The 23,460-nt window shown below is 51.9% G+C and carries 17 protein-coding genes; 5 read left to right on the forward strand and 12 right to left on the reverse strand.

Annotated features, from left to right (window positions below):
- Nucleotides 1-34 precede the first annotated feature (34 nt).
- Nucleotides 35-1,345 carry a hemolysin family protein gene (locus H8K38_RS07440; protein ID WP_186884153.1) on the reverse strand — a complete coding sequence of 437 codons (1,311 nt, stop codon included), beginning with the start codon at nt 1,343-1,345 and terminating at the stop codon, nt 35-37.
- A 128-nt stretch (nt 1,346-1,473) separates the two neighbouring features.
- Between H8K38_RS07440 and H8K38_RS07445 the strand changes: the two genes are divergently transcribed.
- Nucleotides 1,474-2,697 carry a TCR/Tet family MFS transporter gene (locus tag H8K38_RS07445; RefSeq protein WP_186884154.1) on the forward strand — a complete coding sequence of 408 codons (1,224 nt, stop codon included), beginning with the start codon at nt 1,474-1,476 and terminating at the stop codon, nt 2,695-2,697.
- A 79-nt stretch (nt 2,698-2,776) separates the two neighbouring features.
- Here H8K38_RS07445 and H8K38_RS07450 read toward each other — a convergent pair whose 3' ends face one another.
- Nucleotides 2,777-4,087, reverse strand: coding sequence for a dicarboxylate/amino acid:cation symporter (locus H8K38_RS07450; RefSeq protein WP_186884155.1), 1,311 nt, complete (start codon nt 4,085-4,087; stop codon nt 2,777-2,779).
- Between the two features lie 205 nt (nt 4,088-4,292).
- Nucleotides 4,293-5,810, reverse strand: a complete 1,518-nt coding sequence (locus H8K38_RS07455) for a PLP-dependent aminotransferase family protein (RefSeq protein ID WP_186884156.1) — start codon at nt 5,808-5,810, stop codon at nt 4,293-4,295.
- Between the two features lie 173 nt (nt 5,811-5,983).
- Here H8K38_RS07455 and H8K38_RS07460 point away from each other — a divergent pair, with 173 nt between their 5' ends.
- Nucleotides 5,984-6,310 carry a hypothetical protein gene (locus H8K38_RS07460; RefSeq protein ID WP_186884157.1) on the forward strand — a complete coding sequence of 109 codons (327 nt, stop codon included), beginning with the start codon at nt 5,984-5,986 and terminating at the stop codon, nt 6,308-6,310.
- A 22-nt stretch (nt 6,311-6,332) separates the two neighbouring features.
- Here the strand turns inward: H8K38_RS07460 and H8K38_RS07465 are convergent, their stop codons facing one another.
- A complete protein-coding gene (locus tag H8K38_RS07465; protein WP_186884158.1) occupies nt 6,333-7,193 on the reverse strand; it encodes a hypothetical protein in 861 nt (286 codons plus the stop codon).
- Between the two features lie 324 nt (nt 7,194-7,517).
- Here H8K38_RS07465 and H8K38_RS07470 point away from each other — a divergent pair, with 324 nt between their 5' ends.
- Together H8K38_RS07470 and H8K38_RS07475 are read left to right on the forward strand one after the other, a co-directional pair.
- Nucleotides 7,518-9,227, forward strand: coding sequence for a DUF1800 family protein (locus H8K38_RS07470; protein ID WP_186884159.1), 1,710 nt, complete (start codon nt 7,518-7,520; stop codon nt 9,225-9,227).
- A 10-nt stretch (nt 9,228-9,237) separates the two neighbouring features.
- Nucleotides 9,238-10,638: a DUF1501 domain-containing protein gene (locus H8K38_RS07475; protein WP_255422864.1), complete on the forward strand. Its 1,401-nt coding sequence runs from the start codon at nt 9,238-9,240 to the stop codon at nt 10,636-10,638.
- Here H8K38_RS07475 and H8K38_RS07480 read toward each other — a convergent pair.
- The 4 genes from H8K38_RS07480 to H8K38_RS07495 all read right to left on the reverse strand — a co-directional run bounded on the left by H8K38_RS07480 (nt 10,635) and on the right by H8K38_RS07495 (nt 13,401).
- Nucleotides 10,635-11,231: a chromate transporter gene (locus H8K38_RS07480; protein WP_255422865.1), complete on the reverse strand. Its 597-nt coding sequence runs from the start codon at nt 11,229-11,231 to the stop codon at nt 10,635-10,637. The two genes, H8K38_RS07475 and H8K38_RS07480, sit on opposite strands and share 4 nt — an antisense overlap.
- Complete coding sequence (locus H8K38_RS07485) at nt 11,231-11,803, reverse strand: chromate transporter (protein WP_186884160.1); 573 nt, start codon at nt 11,801-11,803, stop codon at nt 11,231-11,233. The genes H8K38_RS07480 and H8K38_RS07485 overlap by 1 nt, the downstream gene beginning before the upstream one ends.
- A gap of 60 nt (nt 11,804-11,863) precedes the next feature.
- On the reverse strand, nt 11,864-12,352 hold the full coding sequence (locus H8K38_RS07490; protein ID WP_186884161.1) for a phage regulatory CII family protein: 489 nt from the start codon (nt 12,350-12,352) through the stop codon (nt 11,864-11,866).
- A gap of 155 nt (nt 12,353-12,507) precedes the next feature.
- Nucleotides 12,508-13,401: a methylglyoxal synthase gene (locus H8K38_RS07495; RefSeq protein ID WP_186884162.1), complete on the reverse strand. Its 894-nt coding sequence runs from the start codon at nt 13,399-13,401 to the stop codon at nt 12,508-12,510.
- A gap of 161 nt (nt 13,402-13,562) precedes the next feature.
- Between H8K38_RS07495 and H8K38_RS07500 the strand changes: the two genes are divergently transcribed.
- A complete protein-coding gene (locus H8K38_RS07500; RefSeq protein WP_186884163.1) occupies nt 13,563-14,327 on the forward strand; it encodes a tetratricopeptide repeat protein in 765 nt (254 codons plus the stop codon).
- Nucleotides 14,328-14,347: 20 nt separating this feature from the next.
- Here H8K38_RS07500 and H8K38_RS07505 read toward each other — a convergent pair whose 3' ends face one another.
- The 4 genes from H8K38_RS07505 to metH all read right to left on the reverse strand — a co-directional run bounded on the left by H8K38_RS07505 (nt 14,348) and on the right by metH (nt 23,312).
- Nucleotides 14,348-16,741, reverse strand: a complete 2,394-nt coding sequence (locus tag H8K38_RS07505) for an EAL domain-containing protein (protein WP_186884164.1) — start codon at nt 16,739-16,741, stop codon at nt 14,348-14,350.
- Nucleotides 16,738-18,024 carry an HD-GYP domain-containing protein gene (locus H8K38_RS07510; RefSeq protein ID WP_186884165.1) on the reverse strand — a complete coding sequence of 429 codons (1,287 nt, stop codon included), beginning with the start codon at nt 18,022-18,024 and terminating at the stop codon, nt 16,738-16,740. The genes H8K38_RS07505 and H8K38_RS07510 overlap by 4 nt, the downstream gene beginning before the upstream one ends.
- 251 nt (nt 18,025-18,275) lie before the next feature.
- Nucleotides 18,276-19,295, reverse strand: a complete 1,020-nt coding sequence (locus tag H8K38_RS07515; RefSeq protein WP_186884166.1) for a transporter — start codon at nt 19,293-19,295, stop codon at nt 18,276-18,278.
- Between the two features lie 273 nt (nt 19,296-19,568).
- Nucleotides 19,569-23,312, reverse strand: a complete 3,744-nt coding sequence (gene metH, locus H8K38_RS07520) for a methionine synthase (protein WP_186884167.1) — start codon at nt 23,310-23,312, stop codon at nt 19,569-19,571.
- Nucleotides 23,313-23,460: the final 148 nt, after the last annotated feature.

Here is a 23,460-nt window from a genome sequence, read left to right on the forward strand (position 1 = left end):
GCGCTGAAAATGAGTGACCTCTATACAGAAGCCTTTATTCCGGTGTTGCTGACGGTTCTTGCTGAAGAACGACCAGCAACTGATCTATACGGTAATGGTCGATATCGACAACTTCAAACTTATACCGGTCTACCATCACGAAATCGGTACGCTTCGGTATCTTTTTGAGCATCGTCATCATGAAGCCCGCAATAGTCTCATAGCTGCCCTGCCCGGGCAAGGAATCTATGTTCAGAGCACGACAAACGTCTTCTATCGTTGTCGCACCGTCAATCAGCCACGAGTTCGTGTCGCGCTGGACGATCTGGTCTTCCAGAAACGGATGCACCAGATTTCCCATCAGCGTACTCAGGACATCATTGAGTGTGATAACACCGACAACCAGCGCGTATTCATTGAGGATCACGGCGAAATCCTCGCGCGTCCCTTTAAATTGCTCAAGCATCTCCGATAAAGTCAGTGAATCGGGTACGGCCAGCGCGGTTCTGATCGACAGTTCCTGCACTTTGGAAAACGCCTGATTAGTCAGGACTCGCTTCAGAATATCCTTGGATTCGACGTAACCAACCACGTTATCGATGTGGCCGTCACAGACCAGAAACTTGCTGTGCGGATTATCCGCAATTTTCTGGCGTATCACGGCATCGGTGTCTTGCAAGGTAAAAAATACGATGCTGTCGCGCTGTGACATCGCGCTCGGAACGGTGCGGCTTTCCAGTTCAAACACATTGCCTATCATGTGGTGTTCACGTGCCTGCAATACCCCTGCCTCAGCACCGGCATCCACCATCGCATAAATTTCATCCGAGGTAATCTGTTCATCCCGCACGGTTGGTAAATTCAGCAATTTGAAAATCAGGTTGGATAAGCCATTGAATATCCAGACCAGCGGCTTAAACAGGCGGGCACACAAACGCATCGGGGTAATGACCACCATTGCTACTGATTCCGGCGCGATCATTGCCAGCTTTTTCGGAATCAGATCCGCAAACAGAATAAAAATAGAAGTAACAAAGACAAACGATGTCAGAAAACTTGCGGTATCGACCCAACTGTTATTTCCAAACATCGCGTGGAATACGGTCGAGAAATACGGCGTCAGCGCTTGTTCACCCAGAATACCGCCAAGTATCGCGACCGCGTTCAGGCCGATCTGTACAACAGTAAAGAAATGACCGGGCGCCTGTTGCAGCTCCAGTACTTTCGTTGCGCGCGACTCCCCTTCTGATTCCAGTACCTGTAATTTCATTTTTCTCGCTGCGGCAAGAGAAATTTCTGCCATCGAGAAAAATGCACTGATCGCAACCAGTAAAGCAATCACCAGAAAGTGATCAAATAAGGCCATGTTAACTCCCGTGAAGCATGTTGTCAGGGTTAATCATATACTATGCAAACCTCCGCCTGAGAATGCAAGTAAGACGGCGACACCGCAAATTGATCCCTGAATTTTTATTGTATCGAAAGAGAGTGCAGATGCCTCCACCGGATTCTTCTGAGCAAACGTCTTTGTCGACGAATGTGCGTTTTGTGCTGATTACTGTCTTTCTGGATATTCTCGGCATCGGTCTGATCATTCCTGTTCTGCCCCGGTTGGTGGCGTCGTTTACTCTGCAGAGCGATATGCAGGCATATTGGTATGGCGCGATTGTCGCCATCTACGGTGTGATGCAGTTTTTCTTTGCTCCTGTGATCGGCGCACTGAGTGACCGCTTTGGTCGCCGTCCGGTGTTGCTGACCTGTGTATTTGGACTGGGGCTGAATTTTGTTTTACTGACTCAGGCAACATCCATTTACTGGCTGCTGTTTATCCGGGCTTTAGGCGGTGTGACTGCGGGTAATCTGTCTGTCGCAACGGCCTATATTGCGGATGTCAGCGCACCGGAAAATCGTAGCAAGGCGCTGGGAAAAATTGGTGCGATGTTTGGTCTTGGTTTTATCTGCGGACCTGTGATCGGCGGGCTGCTCGGTGAAGTCCACATTCATTATCCGTTTTATCTGGCGGCTCTTGTGTCGCTGGCAAACGTGGTCTACGGCTATTTCTCTTTGCCTGAATCCTTATCGCCGGAACACCGTAAAGCCTTTTCACTGTTATCGGCCAACCCATTTGCCGGACTGAACGGGCTTGCGCATTTACAGAGCGTCGGGCCGCTGGTATGGGTTTATGCGTTGTCGATGTTTGCCCAGTTTATTTTGCAAACGACCTGGGTTTTATCGACGGAATTACGTTTCGGCTGGACGCCGATGCAAAATGGTTTTTCCCTGTTTATGGTCGGTATTTCCAGTGTGCTGATGCAAGGTGTTTTTCTGACGCGTTATATACAGCGTGTCGGTGATGCGAATGCTGTTTTGTTTGGCCTCACGTCTTCGTGTATTGCGCTGAGTCTGTACGGCGTGGCCACGCAGGGCTGGATGATGTATGTCCTGATCCTGTGCAATATGCTGGCATTTGCTTCCGGGCCAGCTTTACAGGCCTTTTTCTCCCGTGCTGTGAATGCGCGTTCGCAAGGCTTAGCCATGGGTTCACTAAGTGCTCTGGCGAGTATTATGAGCGTTGCGGCGACACTCACTGGCACTGCTTTGCTGGCACAGGTGAGTCATTTTCCGCGCGGTAGTTGGATGCTTGGCGCGCCTTTTTTTATGGCGGCAACAGTACAATTATTTGCGCTCTTGCTGGCGATGCGTCACCTGAAAAAATAGCGCATTCTCATTTGCGTACGATAATTTGCGCTCATAAAAAAAGCGGACTAATGTCCGCTTTTTTTTGATCATCAACCGATCAGCGATGCCGTGGTACATCCATCATCGCTTCGTAATCATCACTGTCCACTGGATTGACTGAATTCAGACCGTTTTCCAGCTGCTGCATGTTGACGTCATTTCCCCACTTTGCCACGACGATAGTTGCAACGCCATTCCCGATCAGATTTGTCAAAGCGCGGGCTTCTGACATGAAGCGGTCAATACCGAGTATCAGAGCGAGACCCGCAACCGGCACGTGACCTACCGCAGATAAGGTGGCGGCCAGCACGATAAAGCCGCTGCCGGTAATACCCGCCGCGCCTTTGGATGTCAGTAACAGTACGGCCAGCAAAGTGATTTGCTGCATCAGGCTCATCGGCGTATCGGTTGCCTGTGCGATGAACACGGCTGCCATCGTCAGATAAATCGAGGTGCCATCGAGGTTGAATGAATAACCCGTCGGAACAACCAGACCAACGACGGATTTTTTCACGCCCAGTTTTTCCAGTTTCGCAATAATGCCTGGCAACGCGGATTCAGAAGAAGAGGTCCCGAGTACGATCAGTAATTCTTCCTTGATGTATTTGACGAATTTCCAGATGCTGAAACCGTGGAACTTAGCAATAGTACCGAGGACAACGAAAATGAAAATCAGGCAGGTGCCATAAAAAGTCGCCATCAGATAACCGAGTGACAGCAGTGAGGAAACACCGAATTTACCGATGGTAAATGCCATCGCGCCGAACGCACCAATTGGTGCCGCTTTCATGATGTAGCCAACGATGACGAATAAGACATGCGAAAATTTTTCGATAAAGTCAAAAACCAGCGTGCCGCGACCACCGAAACGATGCAGTGCAAAACCAAAAAATACCGAGATCAGCAAGACTTGCAGAATTTCACCTTTGGCAAATGCGTCGACGATGGTTGTCGGAATAATGGCCATCAGAAACTCGGTCGTTGTCTGCATTTTCCCCGGAGCAGTGTAGGCTGCGATTCCTTTGGTATCGAGCGCATTCACATCGATATGCATGCCAGCACCGGGTTGGACAAGATTGATCATGACCAGCCCGACAATCAGCGCCAGCGTACTGACAACTTCAAAGTACAGCAGCGCCATACCACCGGTTTTACCGACTTTTTTCATATCTTCCATACCGGCGATACCGATCACCACGGTACAGAAAATAATCGGTGCAATCATCATCTTGATCAGCTTGATGAAGCCGTCGCCCAGCGGTTTCATTGCCGCGCCGGAATCAGGGTAATAGTGACCTAATAAAACGCCGATGATAATGGCGCTGATCACCTGAAAATACAGGGATTTGTAGATTGGTGGCTTATTCATTTGCCGTCTCCGTTAATTTTGTGGAATTTGATGGCGGGAATGAATGCGCCATATCAATCACGATGATTTCTAACCGAGAGCATTATCAAAAAATAGGCAAGTCCGGGCAATTGTGGGTTTCCACACGATTGCCAATCTGCCAAGCGGGGTGCTGAGTGTAGAAAATCTAGCCTGAATATGTGTTTATTTTCAGGCCGGATCAGTTTTAAGCCGCGATGTGCCGTTCCTGATGTTGACGTTGTCGCGCCATGGCCGTGATGATGTGTCCCAACTGACGCAGGGCATTATCCAATTCCGGCGTGAAATGCTTGCCACAATTTAAACGCAGGAAATGATCGAACCGGTTCGAGTTTGAATACAGCAAACCTGGCGACACTAATATCCCCTGTTCTAACGCCGCCTCAAATACAGCTTGCGACGAAAGCTGATGCGGCATTTCTATCCAGAGTGAAACGCCACCATCTGGTATCGTCAGGCGCGTACCCTCAGGAAAATAGGCAGCAATCGCTTCGGCGGTGCGTTCGCGTTGCTGAGTCAGAACATGGCGCAGTCGCCGCAGGTGGCGGTCGTAGGCGCTGGAGTTAATAAATTCAGCCAGCACGATTTGGGACCATTCCTCGTTATACCGGGTCTGGGCATATTTCAACATGCTGATTCTGGCGTGCCAGCGTCCGGCGACCATCCAGCCTACGCGCAAGCCCGGTGCCAGAATTTTATGCAGGGACGCACAATAAATCACATTGCCGGTTTTATCCCAGTGTTTGGCGCTGACCGGTGTCGCGTCGGCATTCACTAAGGCGCTGTACGAATCATCTTCAATCAAGGGAATTTGCTGCGTTTCACACAGGGCAACCAGTCTTTGTTTATGGCTATCCGGCATGATGCTACCCAAAGGATTTTGCAAATGCGGCACGACAACGACGGCTTTGATATTGTCATAGGTGCGCATTGCCAACTCCAACGCCTCTATCGAGATGCCGGTTTGCGGGCTGGTCGGAATTTCCAGCGCCTTCATCCCCAGACTCTCGAGCACTTGCAGCAGACCATAAAACGTCGGCGACTCTACCGCGATGACGTCACCGGCTTGCGCCACTGCACGTAAAGCCAGATTCAAGGCTTCGATACAACCCATCGTAACAACGACATCATCGGGCTTGATGCTCATGCCTATGCCCAGCGCGCGCTTAGCCAATGCTGCTTTCAGTTCTTTATTGCCGCCCGGCGAGATCGCCTTGGTCAGCAATTGCGGCCGCTGTCGCAGCAAGCGTATGGCCAGATTTTTTAACTCTTCCTGTGGATACATATCCGGCTCACCGTTGGCTCTGGCGAAATTGATGTTCACCGGACGCTGGCCCTGCGCGATGATGGCCGACACTCGCTCGTGAATACCGACGAACTGCGCCGGGTCAATCGGCGCATTGATGGGTGGCTCTGTTGCCGGCACGAGATTAATGCGTCTTGGCTGACGCACAAAATAACCCGAGCGCGGGCGCGCTTCCAGCCATCCCTCAGTTTCCAGCTGGCGGCACATTTGCAAAGCGGTTGATAAGCTCACGGTATGCAATTGCATCAGCTTGCGCACAGACGGCATACGATCACCGACAACCAGCGTGCCTGCCTTCATCGCTGATAAATAATGATTGGCCAGCCGTCGGTATAAAGGCAGAGGTAAATCATTCTCGTGATTCGGGTTGTACAGTTGAAATGTGCTGTGTTTGGACATGCGACGATGATCCTCTCCGCCATACAGGATGAACAGATACAGTTAGCGTGAATAGACACAATAACAGATGCCGGAATTCTGGTTTGCACCGATGCAGTCTGTGCGTTTTTGTGTCTGTTATGGCTGTTTGCCCTGACCTATTCTGTGTGCATATCTTCAGATGAGAGCTCAGCATGCATATCACTACTTTGCAATCCACACAGTCGCTTCAGGTGTATGTTACCGCCGGGACTTTATTACATTTAAGTGTCGGCCAGGTCGTTATTTGGATTCCCTCGTTGGAGGTTGACGCTTACGCTTACACAACGCAAATTTACATGCCGGAAGGTGCTGTCTATGCTGTTGAGCACAGCGGTTGGATACAGATATCGGCCCGGCGTCGTAGTGAGATTTTGACCCAACTGCCAGAACCCACTATGGCTGTCCGATTCTGGTGTGCCTTAAAAAATCTCGCTCTTCGCTGGTGGCGTCGCAGTTGGCGCAGGCGTGTACCCGGTTGATCGCGCAACTGTGTCTGAAGGGCTAACGGCCGCTGCCAAAAAACTCTTTCATCATGAAATTTTCCAGCTCTGCGGTGTCTTGCGGTCTGGCTGATAAGGTAACAACCCGGCCAAGGCGGTGTGATTCCCAACTGAAGTCACCCTGATATTCTTCACGGATTAACACGATCATACGGCGGATGATGGCGATCTCAATATCGCCACCAAGACCCGCATCCACTTCTATCGTCTTTTTGTAGCTGTTTTGTCTGCCCGGTTTCCAGCCACGGAAGGTGAAGGTCGCCGTGCGTAAGTTTTTGTCTTTGATCTCGAATACCCCGCCCGTACCTTCACGGCCATTCGCTTGCTGCATACTGCGACGCACGTTGGCTTCTGCGACTTCTTGCGGACTCATGCCGCGTCCAGGCTGATTTGCCGCATTTTCCTGATTCGACGGATCCTGCGCACGGCGTCGTTCACGTGCAGCATTCAACATGCTCATCATATCTTGCTCAGGTGGTGCCTGAACGATGGGCGTGGGCGGTGTGACGGTTGTTTGCGCCATCTGAACCGGTGCTACCGGCGGCGTTACCGGTGAGACGATGGATTTTTTCGGACGTGGAATGACTACGGGCTTGGAAACCGGCTTTTTGGGTTCAGGTGCAGCCATTTTTGCGACGGTTGCCTTATCCAGCATCAGAACGATGGCATTTTGTGAGGCGGCGTCATCGCCCTGCTTTTTTTTCTTGACCGGATGCATATTCAGTAAGAAGTACAGCAGCAAGGCATGAATGATCAAAACAATCACGATACCTACGAAATTGGCGGGTCGAAACCGGATATGCAGATGAATTTCGCCAGACTTGGCAAGATCATTTTCTGGTGCTTCGATACTCAACTTCATGGATGGCGGTCAAGAATTTCTGGATGGCAGGTTGGCAAGGATACCTTAATCTGTGGCACGGACTGTAACAAAGATTGATGATTTGGTAGCAGGCATCCTCTACATGAAGTTGTTTTCGGAAACGAATATGTAACAAGAATTAATGTCGTGGTTTTCAGCGACTGCGCTATTCTCCTATGAAATCGCTGATTTTGTAGCGGTTTTATGCGTTCATTTTGTGAAGAGCGCATACAAATTCAGTGTGCGAATCCAGCGGCTGTCTTCTATGCTGTTCCGGATTCGCCAACGGTGTCTGGCATTGCATGCATACAGAGGGAGAAATACATGCTGGTTCAAACTGAAGATGAGAACGTTCTCGAGGGGGATCTGTCCCGCCTGCATGAAAATTCCAGCGTGGGTTTGCCTGCTGCGGCGCTGGCATCAGCCACCCTGTTGAGTGCCTGCGGCGGCGGTGGCGGAACCACTGGCACTACGGACAGCACTCCTCCCGTTATCAGTGCCCCGCCGGTTACCGATATTCAGGCATCCCGGTTTCTGGCACAGGCCTCAACCGGTGCGACCCGCGAACAGATTGCCCGCGTCGGCGCGATTGGCTATGCGGCATGGATAGACGAGCAGATGGCGATGCCGCCTTCCCAGACCCGTTGGGACTGGCTGGTAGCCAAAGGCTTTAACGCTGCGGCGAATATTTTTACCCAGAACGGTTTTGATTCTGTGGTCTGGTACAAGTTGATTAACGCGCCAGATACCTTACGTCAGCGCGTCACGTTTGCCTTGTCAGAAATTATCGTGGTCGGGATTGATGGTCTGGTTGGCGCTGGCTGGCAGGCATTTTCTGCGGCTCAGTTTCTGGATTTGCTGGAAGCGCAATGTTTTGGCAATTTCCGCACTTTGCTGGAAAACGTGTCCACCAGTGCCGCAATGGGGCAATACCTGACGTATCGCGGCAACACCAAATACAACGCTAAAACCGGTGCGCTGCCTGACGAGAATTACGCCCGCGAACTGATGCAATTGTTTTCTATCGGGCTGCTCAAGCTCAATCCCGACGGCACACCACTGACCGTGAACGGCGTGCAGCAGGAAACCTATACCCTTGACGACATCACCGGTCTGGCCAGAGTTTTTACCGGTTGGGATTTTGATTTATCCACCAGCAAAACTGACACGCCGGATTTTTTAAGGCGTCCGATGACGCAGGTCGATAGTCGCCATGAAACAGGCGCATCGACATTTCTGGGTGCGACGGTGCCTGCCGGCTTAAACGGGGCGCAAAGTTTAAAAGCGGCTTTGGATATTATTTTTGCGCATCCGAATGTTGCCCCATTTATCTGCCGTCAGCTGATACAACGACTGGTGACCAGCAACCCGACGCCAGCTTATGTGCAGCGTGTCGCGAGTGTATTTCTGAACGATGGAAAAGGAGTGAAAGGCAATCTGGGCGCGGTGGTCAAAGCGCTACTGCTGGACGATGAAGCGCGCAACGCAGCCAATCTCAGTAATCCGCAATCCGGCAAATTGCGCGAACCGGTGTTGCGTTTGCTGGCATGGGCGCGTGCGTATAAGTTATCGTCCGTCAGTGGTAACTGGAGTATCGGTAATACCAGCGATCCGGCGACCCGTCTCGGGCAAAGTCCTTCGCGCTCTTCATCGGTCTTTAATTTTTTCCGTCCCGGTTATTTGCCGCCGAATAGCGCGATCGGTGCTGCATCTCTGGTCGCACCGGAATTTCAGATCACCAATGAATCAACCGTGGTCGGTTATGTGAATTTTATGCAGCGCCTGGTCAGTCTTGGGAATACGGATTTAATCCCCGATTACAGCAGCTTGTTGCCCTTAGCTGAAAATGCACCGGCGCTGCTGAAAGAAATCAATATCGTGCTGGCAGCGGGGCAAATCAGCGATGAAACGCTGAACAATATTGCCACGGCAGTCAACACCATGCCAACCGGTACGGATGCGCGCAAAAATAATCGCATTTATGCCGCACTGACCCTGGTTCTGGCTGCGCCAGAATTTCTCGTCATCAAATAAGGAATTCATCATGACCGATCAAACCGGGATGAATGCATCCCGCCGTGCTTTTTTGCAGCGCGCTTCAGCTTTATCAGTGGCCGGTATTGCGACGCCATGGGCCTTAAATCTGGCGGCGATGTCCGAGGCTGCAGCGGCCACCGCAACGGATTACAAAGCCATCGTCTGTGTTTTTTTATATGGCGGCAATGATTACGGGAATACCCTGGTGCCTTACGATACCAGCTCCTACAATGCGTATTCAAGCTTGCGCCCGACTCTGGCGTATGCGCGGGATACGCTGACGGCGACGGCACTGACCTCGCTCAACGATCCGAAAGACAGCGCCGGGGTCAGCCATCAATATGCGCTGGCACCGAATCTTGCACCGCTGATGCCGATCTTCAATGCCGGTAAATTGGGCGTGATCCTGAATACGGGCACGCTGGTACAACCGACCACTAAATTACAGTACACAAACAAGAGCGCGCCTTTGCCGCCGAAACTGTTTTCGCATAACGATCAGCAATCGGTATGGCAGTCGAGCTCTGCCGAAGGCGCGCGTACGGGCTGGGGCGGCCGTATGGGCGATCTGTTTCAGGCTGCGAATACAAATTCGACGTTTACCTGTATCAACGTTTCCGGAAACGCCGTGTATTTATCCGGAAATACAGCGGTGCAGTATCAGGTATCGACCAGCGGATCAGTGCCGCTATCGGCCTTGCAGACATCCATGTTTGGCTCGAAAGAATGCTCTGCTGCCTTACAAAATTTAATCACCCAAAGCCGCACGCATTTATTTGAAAATGAATATAACCGCGTGACGAAACGGGCAATTGATGCGAATGTCATTTTGTCTTCGGCGTTGGCCGGCGCACCTGTACTGAACACGCCATTCCCGACGAAAAACAGTCTGGGTGATCAACTGAAATTAGTCGCCCGTATGATTTCCAGCGCGACGACACTCGGTGCAAAGCGTCAGGTGTTTTTTGTTTCTATGGGTGGTTTTGATACGCATGACGGTCTGGTTGCGAATCATCCCGGTCTGATGAAAACGCTGGCAGATGGCATGGCGGCGTTTTATAACGCAACGGTAGAGTTAGGTGTCGCGGACAGGGTGACCACGTTTACCGCGTCCGATTTTGGCCGTACGCTGAGTGGTAATAATGATGGCTCGGATCATGGCTGGGGCAGTATGCATTTTGTGATGGGGGGGGCGGTGAATGGTCAGCGTTATTTCGGCACACCGCCTGTCGTTGCGTCGAATGGGCCGGATGATGTTGGTCAGGGACGTTTGCTGCCGACGACTTCAGTTGATCAGTACGCCGCAACATTGGGTAAATGGCTGGGTGTATCCGACAGTAATTTACTGATGTTGTTGCCCAATCTGGTGAATTACAACGCCAGCAACCGTACTCTGGGTTTTGTTTAAACCAGCCCGAACCAACCCAAAAGCGCACCCACCGCCAGCAGCCACAACAAATGCAGGCTGGTGCGCCAGACCACGAAGGCACATGCTGCCGAGAGCAGCCATAATGGCCAGTCGCGCGCCACAACATTGTGTGAACTCGCCATGATCCAGCCTGTTGCAAGCAGCAGACCGATGACGATAGGCGTCATTGCGAGTTTAAAACTGCGCACACCGAGCAGATCGCGGTTTTCATGGCCCCAGCGGGCAGCCATGTAAGTGAGCGTGGTACTTGGCAGCAGAATGCCTGACATCGTGATCAGCACACCGAGTAAGCCCGCCCACATGCTGCCGCTGTTGATACCGACATTCCAACCCATCAGGGCGATAAACAAGACATTCGGCCCTGGTGCGGCTTGTGCAATCGCGATCGAGGCATTGAATTGCGCATCCGTCAGCCAGTGTTGCTGATCGACCAGATAACGGTGCATGTCCGGCAGTGTTGATACCGCGCCGCCGATCGACAACAAGGACAGCATCAGATAATGCAGCCACAGATGAAACCAGTCGCCCCAATTCATGCTGATGTGTAAAACCGGATGGATTGCTTCGCTCATTATTTCAGCTTCCTGAACACCAGCGCCCAGCTGATCGCACCCAGCCCCAGCAATACATAAACCAGTGGGAGTTTAAGAAGGGCAACGCAAACAAAACACAGCGCACTGAACAGCAAGGCCAGACGCCGGGTCAGCGGGTGATTGCGAAGTGCAGGAACGAGTTTCAGACCGGTCGCAAAAATCAGCCCGGAGGTTACGGCACTCATGCCGCGCAAGGCGCCAGCGACGCCGGGATGTTGCGCAAACTGAACGTATACCGCTGCCATCAGCAACACGATGATCAAGGGAATCATCAATAAACCGGCCAGCGCCATCAATGCACCCGGCAGGCCAAAGTAGCGGTTGCCTATCATCAGACAAAGATTGATGACGTTCGGGCCGGGCATGATTTGCGCAACCGCCCAATCCTCCACAAATTCTTCGTTGGTCAGCCAGCGTTTGCGTTCCACCATTTCTCTTTGCACGATCGCGACGACGCCGCCAAAGCCCTGCAATGCCAGCACGGTGAATGAAAAGAAAATGTCTGCTAAAGATGTTGGACGTGCACGTGCAGGTTGAGACTCGGTAGACATGGTATTGGAAATGTCAGCAGGAGCACTATTGTAAAACAGAGCTGCGGGTAGCGCAGAGACTCACTCCTGAGACTTGCGATGGGCGCGGATGCGGGCGCGCCATTCGCCGAGCGCGGTTAAGGCGCCCTGAAATTCACGCTCTATCAGATCAGCTTCGGCATCGGTGATGACGCCATCAAGCAGCGCCGTGGAGACTGCTTCCGCCACATCGCCAACCTGACTCATGACGCGGCATACCGTTTGTGACAGATCATCTTTCAACACTTCATCCGGTTCCGGTACGACAAATGCAGCCATGCCGTGGCGTCCGAGCAAGGCGTGCAATGGCAGATGCGCTTCTTTCACTCCCGCGTTATGACAGTGTTCGATGATGATCGACAGTTCTTCAAACGAAGGATAGTGCGAGTCAATTCCGGGTGCCAGTTTGTTTCTGAGGACGTTGACGGAAATATCCATGCGCAGCGCCAGCGCTTCCAGCCCACCCGGATATGCACGCGCGACTTTGTACAGTGCATCGTGCTGGTTCATATCTGAATATTTACGTGTCATCGTGCGTCCTTGATTGCCGGGAGATTGATCATGACCAGGCCGCATGGTGCAGCATAGTGGTACGCGATTGTACTGATTCAATATCTGCTTATCAATCAGTTGTAATCAAGGCACTGTCCACCGCAGAAAATATCAGTGGCAGCCTCTTTCTTTGCTCACGCGGCGGATCGCTCACTGAGGAAGGTCAGCCAGCGATCTGCACCTTCCACTTCGCTGAAGACCTGCGCGAAATCGGTCACAGTGCGGGCGGCACGTTCGAGTAACTGGATATCTGCTTCATGCTGACGAGCGACATGAGGGTCTTCCAGAAACAGGATGCGCCGTATTTTTCTGTCGAGCACCAGTTCCGCTAATTGGGCGTCGCCGCCGAGCGGGCCGGAAAGAAAGGGCTGAACCCAGTCACGTCCTGCTTCGCCTTTGATTTTTTTTGCTAACTGATTCAGCAGACCACCAGTGGTGCCGGTCGCATACCGATACGCAAATTTATCCAGCACATTGAAATGCTTTTCTGCCAGCGCCAGCATTTTTTCTTTCATGGCATCGTGTGCAATCAGCGCAATACCTTCATTGTTCAATGCGAAGCTGGCGTTGAGTGCGGGATCGGTGGGAGCGCCATTGACTGTCGCTTCCAGTTCCAGCCATTCGCGGGCGCCGGCCAGCGTAGCCAGAAATGGCTTCCTGTGAATCACACATTGCCGTTTTAATGCGACTGCCTCTGGAAAAACAGACGATGGATCGACCGGATCAATCAAATAAATCACCGCATCCACCGCTTTGGCCGGATCACTGTCAACAACGCGTGAGACCAGCTTCATCAGGCCGCCGTCACGACCATAAGGAAAACGTTCAACATGCTGGCAAATATCCAGCAGACCATGCATAACCATCGCATCCAGCGTTCTGCCGACGACGACAAACTCCGGTTGCAGGAATGTGATAGCCTGACGTGAACCGCGCAGTAGTTGAACTAAGGCGGAATCCTGTGCATCCTGATGAGAGCGGTTTGCAATCAGGCCAATACGCAATTTTTTAGCGACGGTAAAGCTCACGGTTCATCCTTTTCTTAAGGGCAGACCGCCAGTGTAACCCCGGCACAGGAACACGTCATCAAGGATGACTACATTTTGTTACCTTAATCGACAGAAGCGAAATATGTTTCCGTCAGGTCAAGACGTAACATCACGACTACCGACAATAGTGGAAGAAAATCATGAAAAAGTGGCGACATTTGTTTTGCGCGCTCGCGATCATGTCTTCGTGTGCGACGGCATCAGGCGATGATGATTTTGACGACGATGAACTGCAGGTTCAGCGTTGGGCTGTACTCGGCGATATGCAGGCACAAAATACTCTGGCGTTGTCGTATCTGAATGGCGACTTTGGCTATCAGAATGTGGACGAGGCCCGCTTCTGGCTGAAGCGCGCAGCCGAACAGGGGCATCCTGGTGCGCAGACCAATCTCGGTCTGCTGTACTTATCCAGTCATACTAATGCAGAAGAAATGCAGCAGGCGGTGGATCTTTTGTATCAGGCCGCCGAGCAGGATTTCGCTGCAGCTCAGTTAGTATTGGGCTCATTACATGAATCAGGAACGCTGCTACCGCATAGTTACATTGAAGCGGCTGCCTGGTATCAGGATGCGGCCGAGCAGGGCAATGCGAGCGCACAGTATCATCTGGCGATGTTGTATCTCAATGGATCAGGTGTACCGAAAGACGAAAAGCAGGCCGCCTACTGGCTCAATCTTGCCGCTGTTCAGGAACTATCGTCTGCTGAATTTGAGCTTGGTCGTCAATATTTGTATGGCGCTGGTGTGCCCAAAGATATCTTGCTGGCATATCAGTATTTACTCAAGGCCAGCATCAATGTCGGTAGTAAAGCGATTGATAGCCGGGATCTGGTCAATACCGGGCTGACAGCCGAACAACTTGCCGCCATTCAGGAAGATAGCCGTCACTGGCAATTCAAATCCTGAAGTACCAAATTCAGTCTCACTTACAGAAATTTTTCTTCAAATTCGCTGGCAGATATGGCTGGTGAAAACAGATAACCCTGAAATTCATCGCAGTGCAGATTGAGCAGGAAATTTTTCTGTTCCTCGGTTTCTACGCCTTCGGCAATGACTTGCAGCTTCATCGCATGCGCCAGATGAATGATCGCCGTCACAATCGCGACATCACTTTCGTCCGTTGGTAATTCATCGATGAAAGAACGGTCAATTTTCAACTTATGAATCGGAAAACGCTTCAGATAACTAAGGCTGGAGTAGCCGGTTCCGAAATCATCGATCGATAATTTCACGCCTAGTTTTGCCAGCGATTCCAGTTTCTTTAAATTCTCTTCGACGTCGCGGATCAGCACCGATTCTGTCAGTTCCAATTCAATTTTATCCGGACTGAGCTGATGTTCTTCCAGCGTCGCTGCTATCGATTCAACAAAATTCGCTTGTTGGAATTGCAGCGCGGAGACATTGAAACCCATCCGCAGCGAATAGCCAGCGCGATTCCATTGTGCGGCCTGGCTGATCGCCGTTTGCATGACCCAGTTACCGATAGGAACAATGACGCCGGTTTCTTCGGCAATCGGAATAAACTGCGCCGGGCCGATTTCGCCGAGATCTTTGTCATTCCAGCGCAATAAGGCTTCAACACCGAAGATCTCACCGGTACTCAGATTGATCTGAGGCTGGTAATGCAAACGGAAGCGATGATGTTCCAGTGCCTGACGCATGGCGTGATCGAGCTTCATCCGCGACAACAAACCGATGTTCATCTGGCGCTGATAGAAGCGGAAATCCGAGCGTCCGCGCTCCTTGACGTGATACATCGCACTGTCGGCGTTTTTGATCAGGTCATCCATGTTTGTGCCGTCATCGGGGAACAGCGCAATACCGATACTGGAGGTCACGGTAAAGCTCATTCCCTCCAGATTGATTGGCACGGATAATTCCTCCAGCACGCGCTGCGCACAGACTTCAGCGCCGGCAGCATCGGCTTCATGAAGCAGCAAGACAAATTCATCACCACCCAGACGTGCTGCGGTATCGACCTGACGGATACATTTTTTTAGACGTTCAGTCACTTCCAGCAACACCCGGTCACCGAATTGATGTCCGAGTGAGTCATTGATTTGTTTGAAGTGATCCAGATCCAGAAACAGCACGGCAAAACTGCTGTTGTCCCGCCCTGAAATCATAATCGATTGTTTAATCCGTTCTGATAACAGCAGACGATTCGGCAAGCCTGTCAGCGCATCGGAAAAAGCGAGTTCCTCGATTTTTTGTTTGGCGACGTGCGTTTCTGTTCTGTCTTTAAAAAAGCCGATGTAGTGCAAAGTTTTATTGTGATCATCTTGCACTTTGACCAGCGTGATCATGCACAGGTAGGCATGGCCGTTTTTGCGGCGATTCCAGAGTTCGCCTTCCCAGCAGCCGTCTTTTTCCAGCTTTGCCAGCAATTGATCAATCAGATCAACGTTACTTTCAGCGGCAAAAAAATCGCGCGGCGTCTTCCTCTGCATTTCGCTTTCGGTGTAGCCACTCAGACGTTCAAAACTGGGGTTGGTGGTGATGATGCGTTGATCTCTGTCGGTGATGAAAATTGCATCCGTGCTGGATTCAAACACTTTTGCTGCCAGTTGCAAGCGCGCTTCATCGGCGAGTTTTTGCGTAATGTCCCGATACGAATATACTCTGCCGATAGGACGTCCGCGCGCATATTGCGGTAAGGTCACGCGCTCCAGAATTTTCCCGGAGCGCAGTACCAGCACATCACTGGCTTCCATCAAAGGTGAACGGCTGATCGTGCCGAGGCGCTCGGTATAACGATCTGCGTCTATCATGCATTTATCCATCCATGCATAGATGGCCGCATCGTCTCTCTGCGTCATCAGTTCATCAGGCAAGCCCCAGAGATCGGCGAACAAATGGTTATAACTGCGAATAGCGCCGTCGAGATCGGTGACAAGTATGCCGTCAGCGGTGGATTCCAGCGTCGCCCGCAATTCTGCGATCAGTTTTTCCAGTTCATTTTCGGTTTGTTTCTGACTGGTACGGTCACGTACTGCAACCACAAAAATCGAGTTGTCCATACCAACTCTGACCAGACTGACCCGGCGTTCGACCTGCACCACCGTTTTATCGGAGCATTCGAGCAGGGTTTCAGAGTAAATATTTTCTGACAAACCCGCCGCAACATCTTCCCAGAAAAATACATCTTCAGGCGCCGCCGCCAATTCCACAATACCTTTACCACGCAGGCTTTCTTCCGGCACTTTTAACAAGCCATGTACGGCGCGATTGGCTGCCAGTATGCGTAAGGTAATCGGATCGACCAGAATGACGGCTTCCAGCATGCCCTCAATCAGCGCCTGTAGCTGGTGCGCTTTCATACCAGACCTTCGTTTGACTTGCCTGTCCGGGCTTCCATTCCGCGTTCGAAGAAATAACATAAACGCTTGCGTGGCGACAGATAGTCGTATGCGGCCTTAGGCAATTGCAATGGCTTCAGGCTGCGATGTATGCAAAGTTGCTGTTCGTGTTCGAGATTGATCACCAGCGCTTCATCGCGGTCTATCGTGGGATCATGAATAATGACTTTTGGTTTGATCGGCCGGGCAGAATTCACCGATACCACCAGCGCATATCGGTCATCGCTCAACTGCACCACTGAGCCTGGCGGATATATTCCCATCATGCGGATGAAAGTCGTCAGCGTCAGTTCGTGGAAGCGGGTTTTGTACTTGGTAAATATCTGCGACAAGGCTTCATGTGGCGTCAATGCCAGCGCCGGATTCGCCGGATTGCACAGATTGTCGTACTGATTCACCAGCGCTACGATGCGGCTCAACGGCGACATTTTTTCACCCGGAATACGACTCGGGTAGCCGCTGCTGTCGTGGTGCTCGTGATGCTGTGCCATCAACAGCATGGCGTTGGGTGCCAGATCCATTTTGCGTGCCAGATTCACACTGTGCATCACATGTTCCTGATACGCCAGTTTCTCGGACGCACTGAAATGCTCATCGATCCAGCGCACCCGATCCGGCAATTCGATTTTACCGATGTCGTGCATAAGTGCACCGACACCCAGATTGAGCATCTCGGTCTTATTCAGATCCAGGGCTTTACCCAGCAACAGCGAAATGACGGTCACATTAATCGAATGTAGCGAAGTCTTTTCCCCTGCTTTTTCTGACAACAGGCGGATGGCAGCCTCATCTTCGCTGAGTATCTGCCCGAGGAAGCCCTGAATCAGTTGTTCGACCAGTTGTTTTGCCAGCCCCGGTTGTGCATGAACATGCTCGGAAACTTGTTTAAAAGTTTGTGCGGCGTGATTGAATTGCCGCTCACAGACCTGCAGACTGGCGGCCTGACTGGCAAGCAAGGCCCGGCGTCGCCGTAAAGCGTGTTCGGTCGGCGTTTCTGTCACGGCGGAGACGATGGCATCGGCAGGCGGTGCGTTATCAGCGGCCGCATCGGCGGCAGAGCTTTTATCGGGGGCATAACGGATGCGCTCTATTCCCAGCGAGCGTATGGTGTCGATCTGTTCCTGCGTACTGATTTTGAAGTTGCTGATCGGAAACGGATGATCCATCCAGCCCACGTCCAGATAGACGTACATTCCTATCCGCAGTTCGGATAGTTCGATAAATTGGGTATGAATGTCAGTCATCGCGTTTGCTGACAAAAGACCGGCAAGATGGAAGGGGATAGCCCCGTGGTATTTTCAATTTTAATCATTTAAAAAGCGAAATTTTTAACGGAAAACAGCTTTTTGTAAAAAATACCACGTTATTTTTTTCCAATACTAACTGAAATCTTCCCGAAAAATGACATGTGCGGGTTTAATTCTTTGTCGATGTTGTTATCGAATACACGACTCAACTGTTGCGTGTTCTATGGTAGCAGAAGAGCGTTGTTTTTTTAATCGCCGTCCCGTTTTCGGAACGCCAGCCAGCCGGCAATGACCGTAAATGTCAGCACGATCGCCACCACGATCCAGAAGCCGTATTCGTGTTGTGCGAGTGGAATACCGCCGACATTCATGCCCAGCAAACCGGCGATCATATTGATAGGCAAGGCCAGCACCGTGACGACAGTCAGCACAAACAGCGAACGGTTATTTTGTTCATTCTCGCTGGCGGCGATTTCTTCCTGCAGCAGCTTGATGCGTTCCTGCAACGACGCCATGTCGCTCAGCACGACCGCGAATTCTTCAGTGGATTGGCGTAGTTCCTGCACATCACTTTCTGCCAGCCATACCGGCGGCTTTTGCAGTAAGCGGAACAAGGCCGCAGGCTCGGGTGCCAGTAAGCGTTGCAGGCGCACCAGCACACGCCGGATTTCGCCCAGATTGGCGCGTTTTTTATTGAGGCGATCTGCCAGCAAATGATCTTCGATGTCGTCAATTTTTTTGATCACATTGCGCACGATGCCGATCAGCACGTCGGCCTGATCGCGTAACAGGTGCGTCAGCAATTCGCTGGGAGAATGGAAAATTTCACCGTGATTGACGGCATTACGCAAGCGGTCAACCGATTGCAAAGGCTTGCGGCGCGCGCTGATCATGATGTTATTGGTCACACTCAGCCACAAGGTTGCAATATCAGATGCTTCAAATGCAAAGTCATGCAGCACATCGTTAATGACGGCAATCAGATTATGATCCGCATGTTCAATCCGGGTTGAACGCGAACCTTCGTGCAGGGTTTCGTAAAATTCTTCCGGCAGCGAAACATGTTCATGCAGCCATTTTTCGGCCGCGACATTGGTCAGATTGAAATGCAGCCAGATAAAGCTGTTGTCATTCGCGGCACGCGTCGTTTGCAGCCACGCCAGCGCTTCGTTGGTGTGCAGCGCTTTTCCTGCCTGACCATGGGCAAACAGGTAGCCGCAGATTAAACCAGACTGATCTGAGCCATACGATAAGTTATCCAGCACCATCTGATTTCCTGCACAACGATAGAGCCGCTATTGTAAGACAGCGCCTGTACCGATACCGACATTTTTACTTCGCAGCCGATCAGATTTCATGCAGGGGTCACAATCCTCAACGCCTCGCACTTATGTCGGTGAAACTGGAACAAGGCGCATGCAAAGGCCTCAGAGCGCTTCCCAGTGGCTAAATATACTGGGGGGGAGTATGTTTACAAGGCCAGAAAATACGCTGAGAATTGATGCAAAACGCCATATACTCCCCCATTTTTATGCTGCGGATTACAGATTCGGTGCCAGCCAGCGTTCGATGTCTTCTTTTGCCACGCCGCGTCGTGCCGCCATATCCGTCACCTGATCGTCGCCGATTTTACCGACGCTGAAGTATTTGGATTCTGGATGCGCAAAATAGAAACCGGAGACCGCGGCACCCGGAATCATCGCCCATGATTCGGTGATGTGCATGTCGATTTCTTCGCATTGCATCTGCTTGAACATCACGGTTTTGACCGTGTGTTCCGGGCAGGCCGGATAGCCGGGTGCCGGGCGTATGCCTTGGTAGGATTCTTTGATCAGCTCTTGATTACTGAGTTTTTCATCGGCGGCATACCCCCACAGATCGGTGCGGATGCGTTCATGCAGATATTCGGCAAAGGCTTCGGCCAGACGGTCTGCCAGCGATTTCAGCATGATGCTGCTGTAATCGTCATGTGCGTCTTCAAACCGTTTTTCGTATTTTTCTATGCCCAGACCGGCAGTGACGGCAAACATGCCGATGTAGTCAGCGACACCACTGTCTTTCGGCGCGATGAAATCGGCGAGGCATTGATTCGGACGTTGTATGCCATCAACCAGCGGTTTTTCGGTTTGCTGGCGCGTGCCGTAATAAGTGAACGCGACCTGGCTGCGGCTGTCGTCGGTATAAATTTCGATGTCGTCGTCATGCACGCTATTCGCGGGCAGCAAAGAGACGACGCCGTTCGCTGTCAGCCAGCGGCCATCGATGATTTTTTTCAGCATCGCCTGGCCTTCGGCAAAGACTTTGCTCGCCGCTTCACCGACCACGCTATCCGTCAGAATCGCAGGATAAGGGCCCGCCAGATCCCAGGTCTGAAAGAACGGACCCCAATCGATGTACTGCGCAATCGTTGCCAGATCGACGTTTTTGAACACGCGGCGACCGATGAATTTTGGCTTCACAGGTGCGTTCGCACCGTCAAAGCTGAGCTTCATTTTATTCGCACGCGCTTGCGCCAGCATCAGCAATGGCGTGGTTTTTTTGTTCGCATGCTGCACGCGGATACGTTCGTAATCCGTCGCCAGCTCACCAATGTACTGATCGCGGCTTTCCGGCGTCAGCAGCGATTGCGCAACCGATACCGAACGCGACGCATCCGGCACATACACCACCGGTCCTTCGTAATTCGGCGCAATTTTGACGGCGGTATGGGCGCGGCTGGTGGTGGCACCACCGATCAGCAGCGGAATCTTCATCATGCGGAAATGCGGATCGCGCTGCATCTCTTTAGCGACATAGGCCATTTCTTCGAGTGACGGCGTGATTAGACCGGAGAGGCCAATGATGTCGGCGTTTTCGGCTTTGGCTTTGGCCAGAATTTCCGAGCACGGCACCATTACGCCCATGTTGACGACTTCGAAGTTATTACACTGCAACACCACGGTGACGATGTTTTTACCGATGTCATGCACGTCACCTTTGACGGTGGCAATCACGATTTTGCCTTTCGGTTTATTGTCGCCGCTGCGCTTTTTTTCTTCTTCAATGTAGGGCACCAGATGGGCGACGGCCTGCTTCATCACACGTGCGGATTTCACCACCTGCGGCAAAAACATTTTGCCCTGACCGAATAAATCACCGACGATATTCATGCCGTCCATCAGCGGGCCTTCGATCACCTGAATTGGGCGACCGCCGTTGTCCATAATGGCGGCGCGCGCTTCTTCGGTATCTTCGACAATCCATTGTGTGATGCCATGCACCATCGCATGTGCGAGTCGCTTGGCGACCGGCTCACTGCGCCATTCCAGCGTGGCTTCTTCTTTTTTGCCGCCGGCTTTCAAGGTCGCCGCAAATTCGATCATGCGTTCGGTGGCGTCTTCCCTGCGGTTCAGCACCACGTCTTCCACGCGTTCACGCAATTCGGGATCAAGCTCGCTGTACACACCGACCATGCCTGCATTCACGATACCCATCGTCATACCGGCCTGAATCGCGTGATACAGGAAAACGGTGTGGATAGCCTCGCGTGCCGGGTCATTGCCACGGAAAGAGAAACTCACATTCGAGACGCCGCCGCTGATTTTTGCACCGGGTAAGTTTTGATGTATCCAGCGCGTGGCTTCGATGAAATCGACAGCGTAATTATTGTGTTCTTCGATACCGGTAGCGACCGCGAAAATATTCGGATCGAAAATAATATCTTGCGGATCAAAATCGAGTTGATCGACCAGCAGGCGATAAGCGCGTTCGCAGATTTCTATCTTGCGTTGATACGTGTCCGCCTGGCCTTTTTCATCGAACGCCATGACGATGACCGCCGCGCCGTAACGCTTGCACAAGTTGGCCTGGCGCAGAAATTCTGCCTCGCCCTCTTTCATCGAAATCGAATTGACGATGGCTTTGCCTTGCACGCATTTCAGACCGGCTTCGATCACACTCCATTTGGAAGAATCGATCATCAGCGGCACGCGGGCGATGTCTGGTTCCGATGCGATCAGATTCAGGAAGCGCGTCATGGCTGCCTGCGAATCGAGCATCGCTTCATCCATATTGATGTCGATGACTTGCGCGCCGTTTTCCACTTGCTGGCGGGCGACGGCTAAAGCGTCGTCGTATTGCTCATTCAGAATTAAGCGTGCGAAGGCTTTGGAGCCCGTAACGTTGGTGCGTTCACCGACATTCACAAACAGGGATTGTTCATCGATGGTGAAAGGCTCTAAGCCCGACAAACGACACGCCGGAGCAATGGCAGGAACAGCGCGTGGTGTCTGGGTTTGCAGGATGTCGGCAATCGCCTTGATGTGCGGTGGCGTAGTGCCGCAGCAGCCACCGGCGATATTGATGAAGCCAGCTTCGGCAAATTCTTTCAGCAAGGCCGAGGTATCGGCTGGCAGCTCATCAAAACCGGTATCGCTCATAGGATTTGGCAAACCGGCGTTTGGATAAATACAGACGAAGGTATCGGCAATTTTAGACAGTTCTTCTGCATACGGCCGCATCAGCGCCGCACCGAGCGCGCAGTTCAGGCCGATGGTCAGCGGTTTAGCGTGACGCACGGAATTCCAGAATGCCGGCACGGTCTGACCAGACAGAATGCGGCCAGAGGCATCGGTGACGGTGCCGGAAATCATGATCGGCAAGGTCTTGCCGGTTTCTTCAAAATACTGATCAATCGCGAACAGGGCTGCTTTGCAGTTCAGCGTATCGAAAATGGTTTCGACCAGCAGCACATCAGCACCGCCTTCGACCAGACCACGGGTTTGCTCATGGTAGGCAGCAACCAGCTGATCGAACGTGACATTCCTCGCTGCCGGGTCATTCACATCCGGTGAAATCGAGGCGGTTTTGGGCGTTGGCCCTAAAGCTCCAGCGACGAAGCGCGGTTTGTCGGCGCTGCTGTATTTATCACAGGCAGCGCGGGCGATTTTCGCGGCCTGCACGTTCATCTCATAGGCCAGATGCGCCATGTGGTAATCGTCCTGCGCGACGGTGGTGGCACCGAAGGTATTGGTTTCGATCAGATCGGCACCGGCGGCCAGATATTGTTCGTGAATTTCCTGAATGATGTGAGGCTGCGTCAGTGTCAGTAATTCATTATTGCCTTTGACGAATAATTCTTTGCCGGGCACTGCAAAATCTTTGAAACGTTCGCCGCGATAATCTTCTTCCGTCAGCTTGTAACGCTGGATCATGGTACCCATCGCGCCATCCAGGATCAGGATGCGTTGTTGCAGTAATTCGCGCAAACGGGTTTCGGTGGCGGAGACAGGCAGGGTTCTGGTCATGATCTTTACTCGTATCATCGTATCAATAGGGCTTATGCAAAATTGTTCCGGCAAGGCATGGCGACGAAGGCAGTACATTGGTACGACCAGGAGCCATAACGCCGCTGGGGCAATTTTGCATAAGTCCTGAAAAAACAAAAACCCGATC

Source organism: Undibacterium sp. FT79W, assembly GCF_014284215.1.
Classification (GTDB): domain Bacteria; phylum Pseudomonadota; class Gammaproteobacteria; order Burkholderiales; family Burkholderiaceae_D; genus Undibacterium; species Undibacterium aquatile.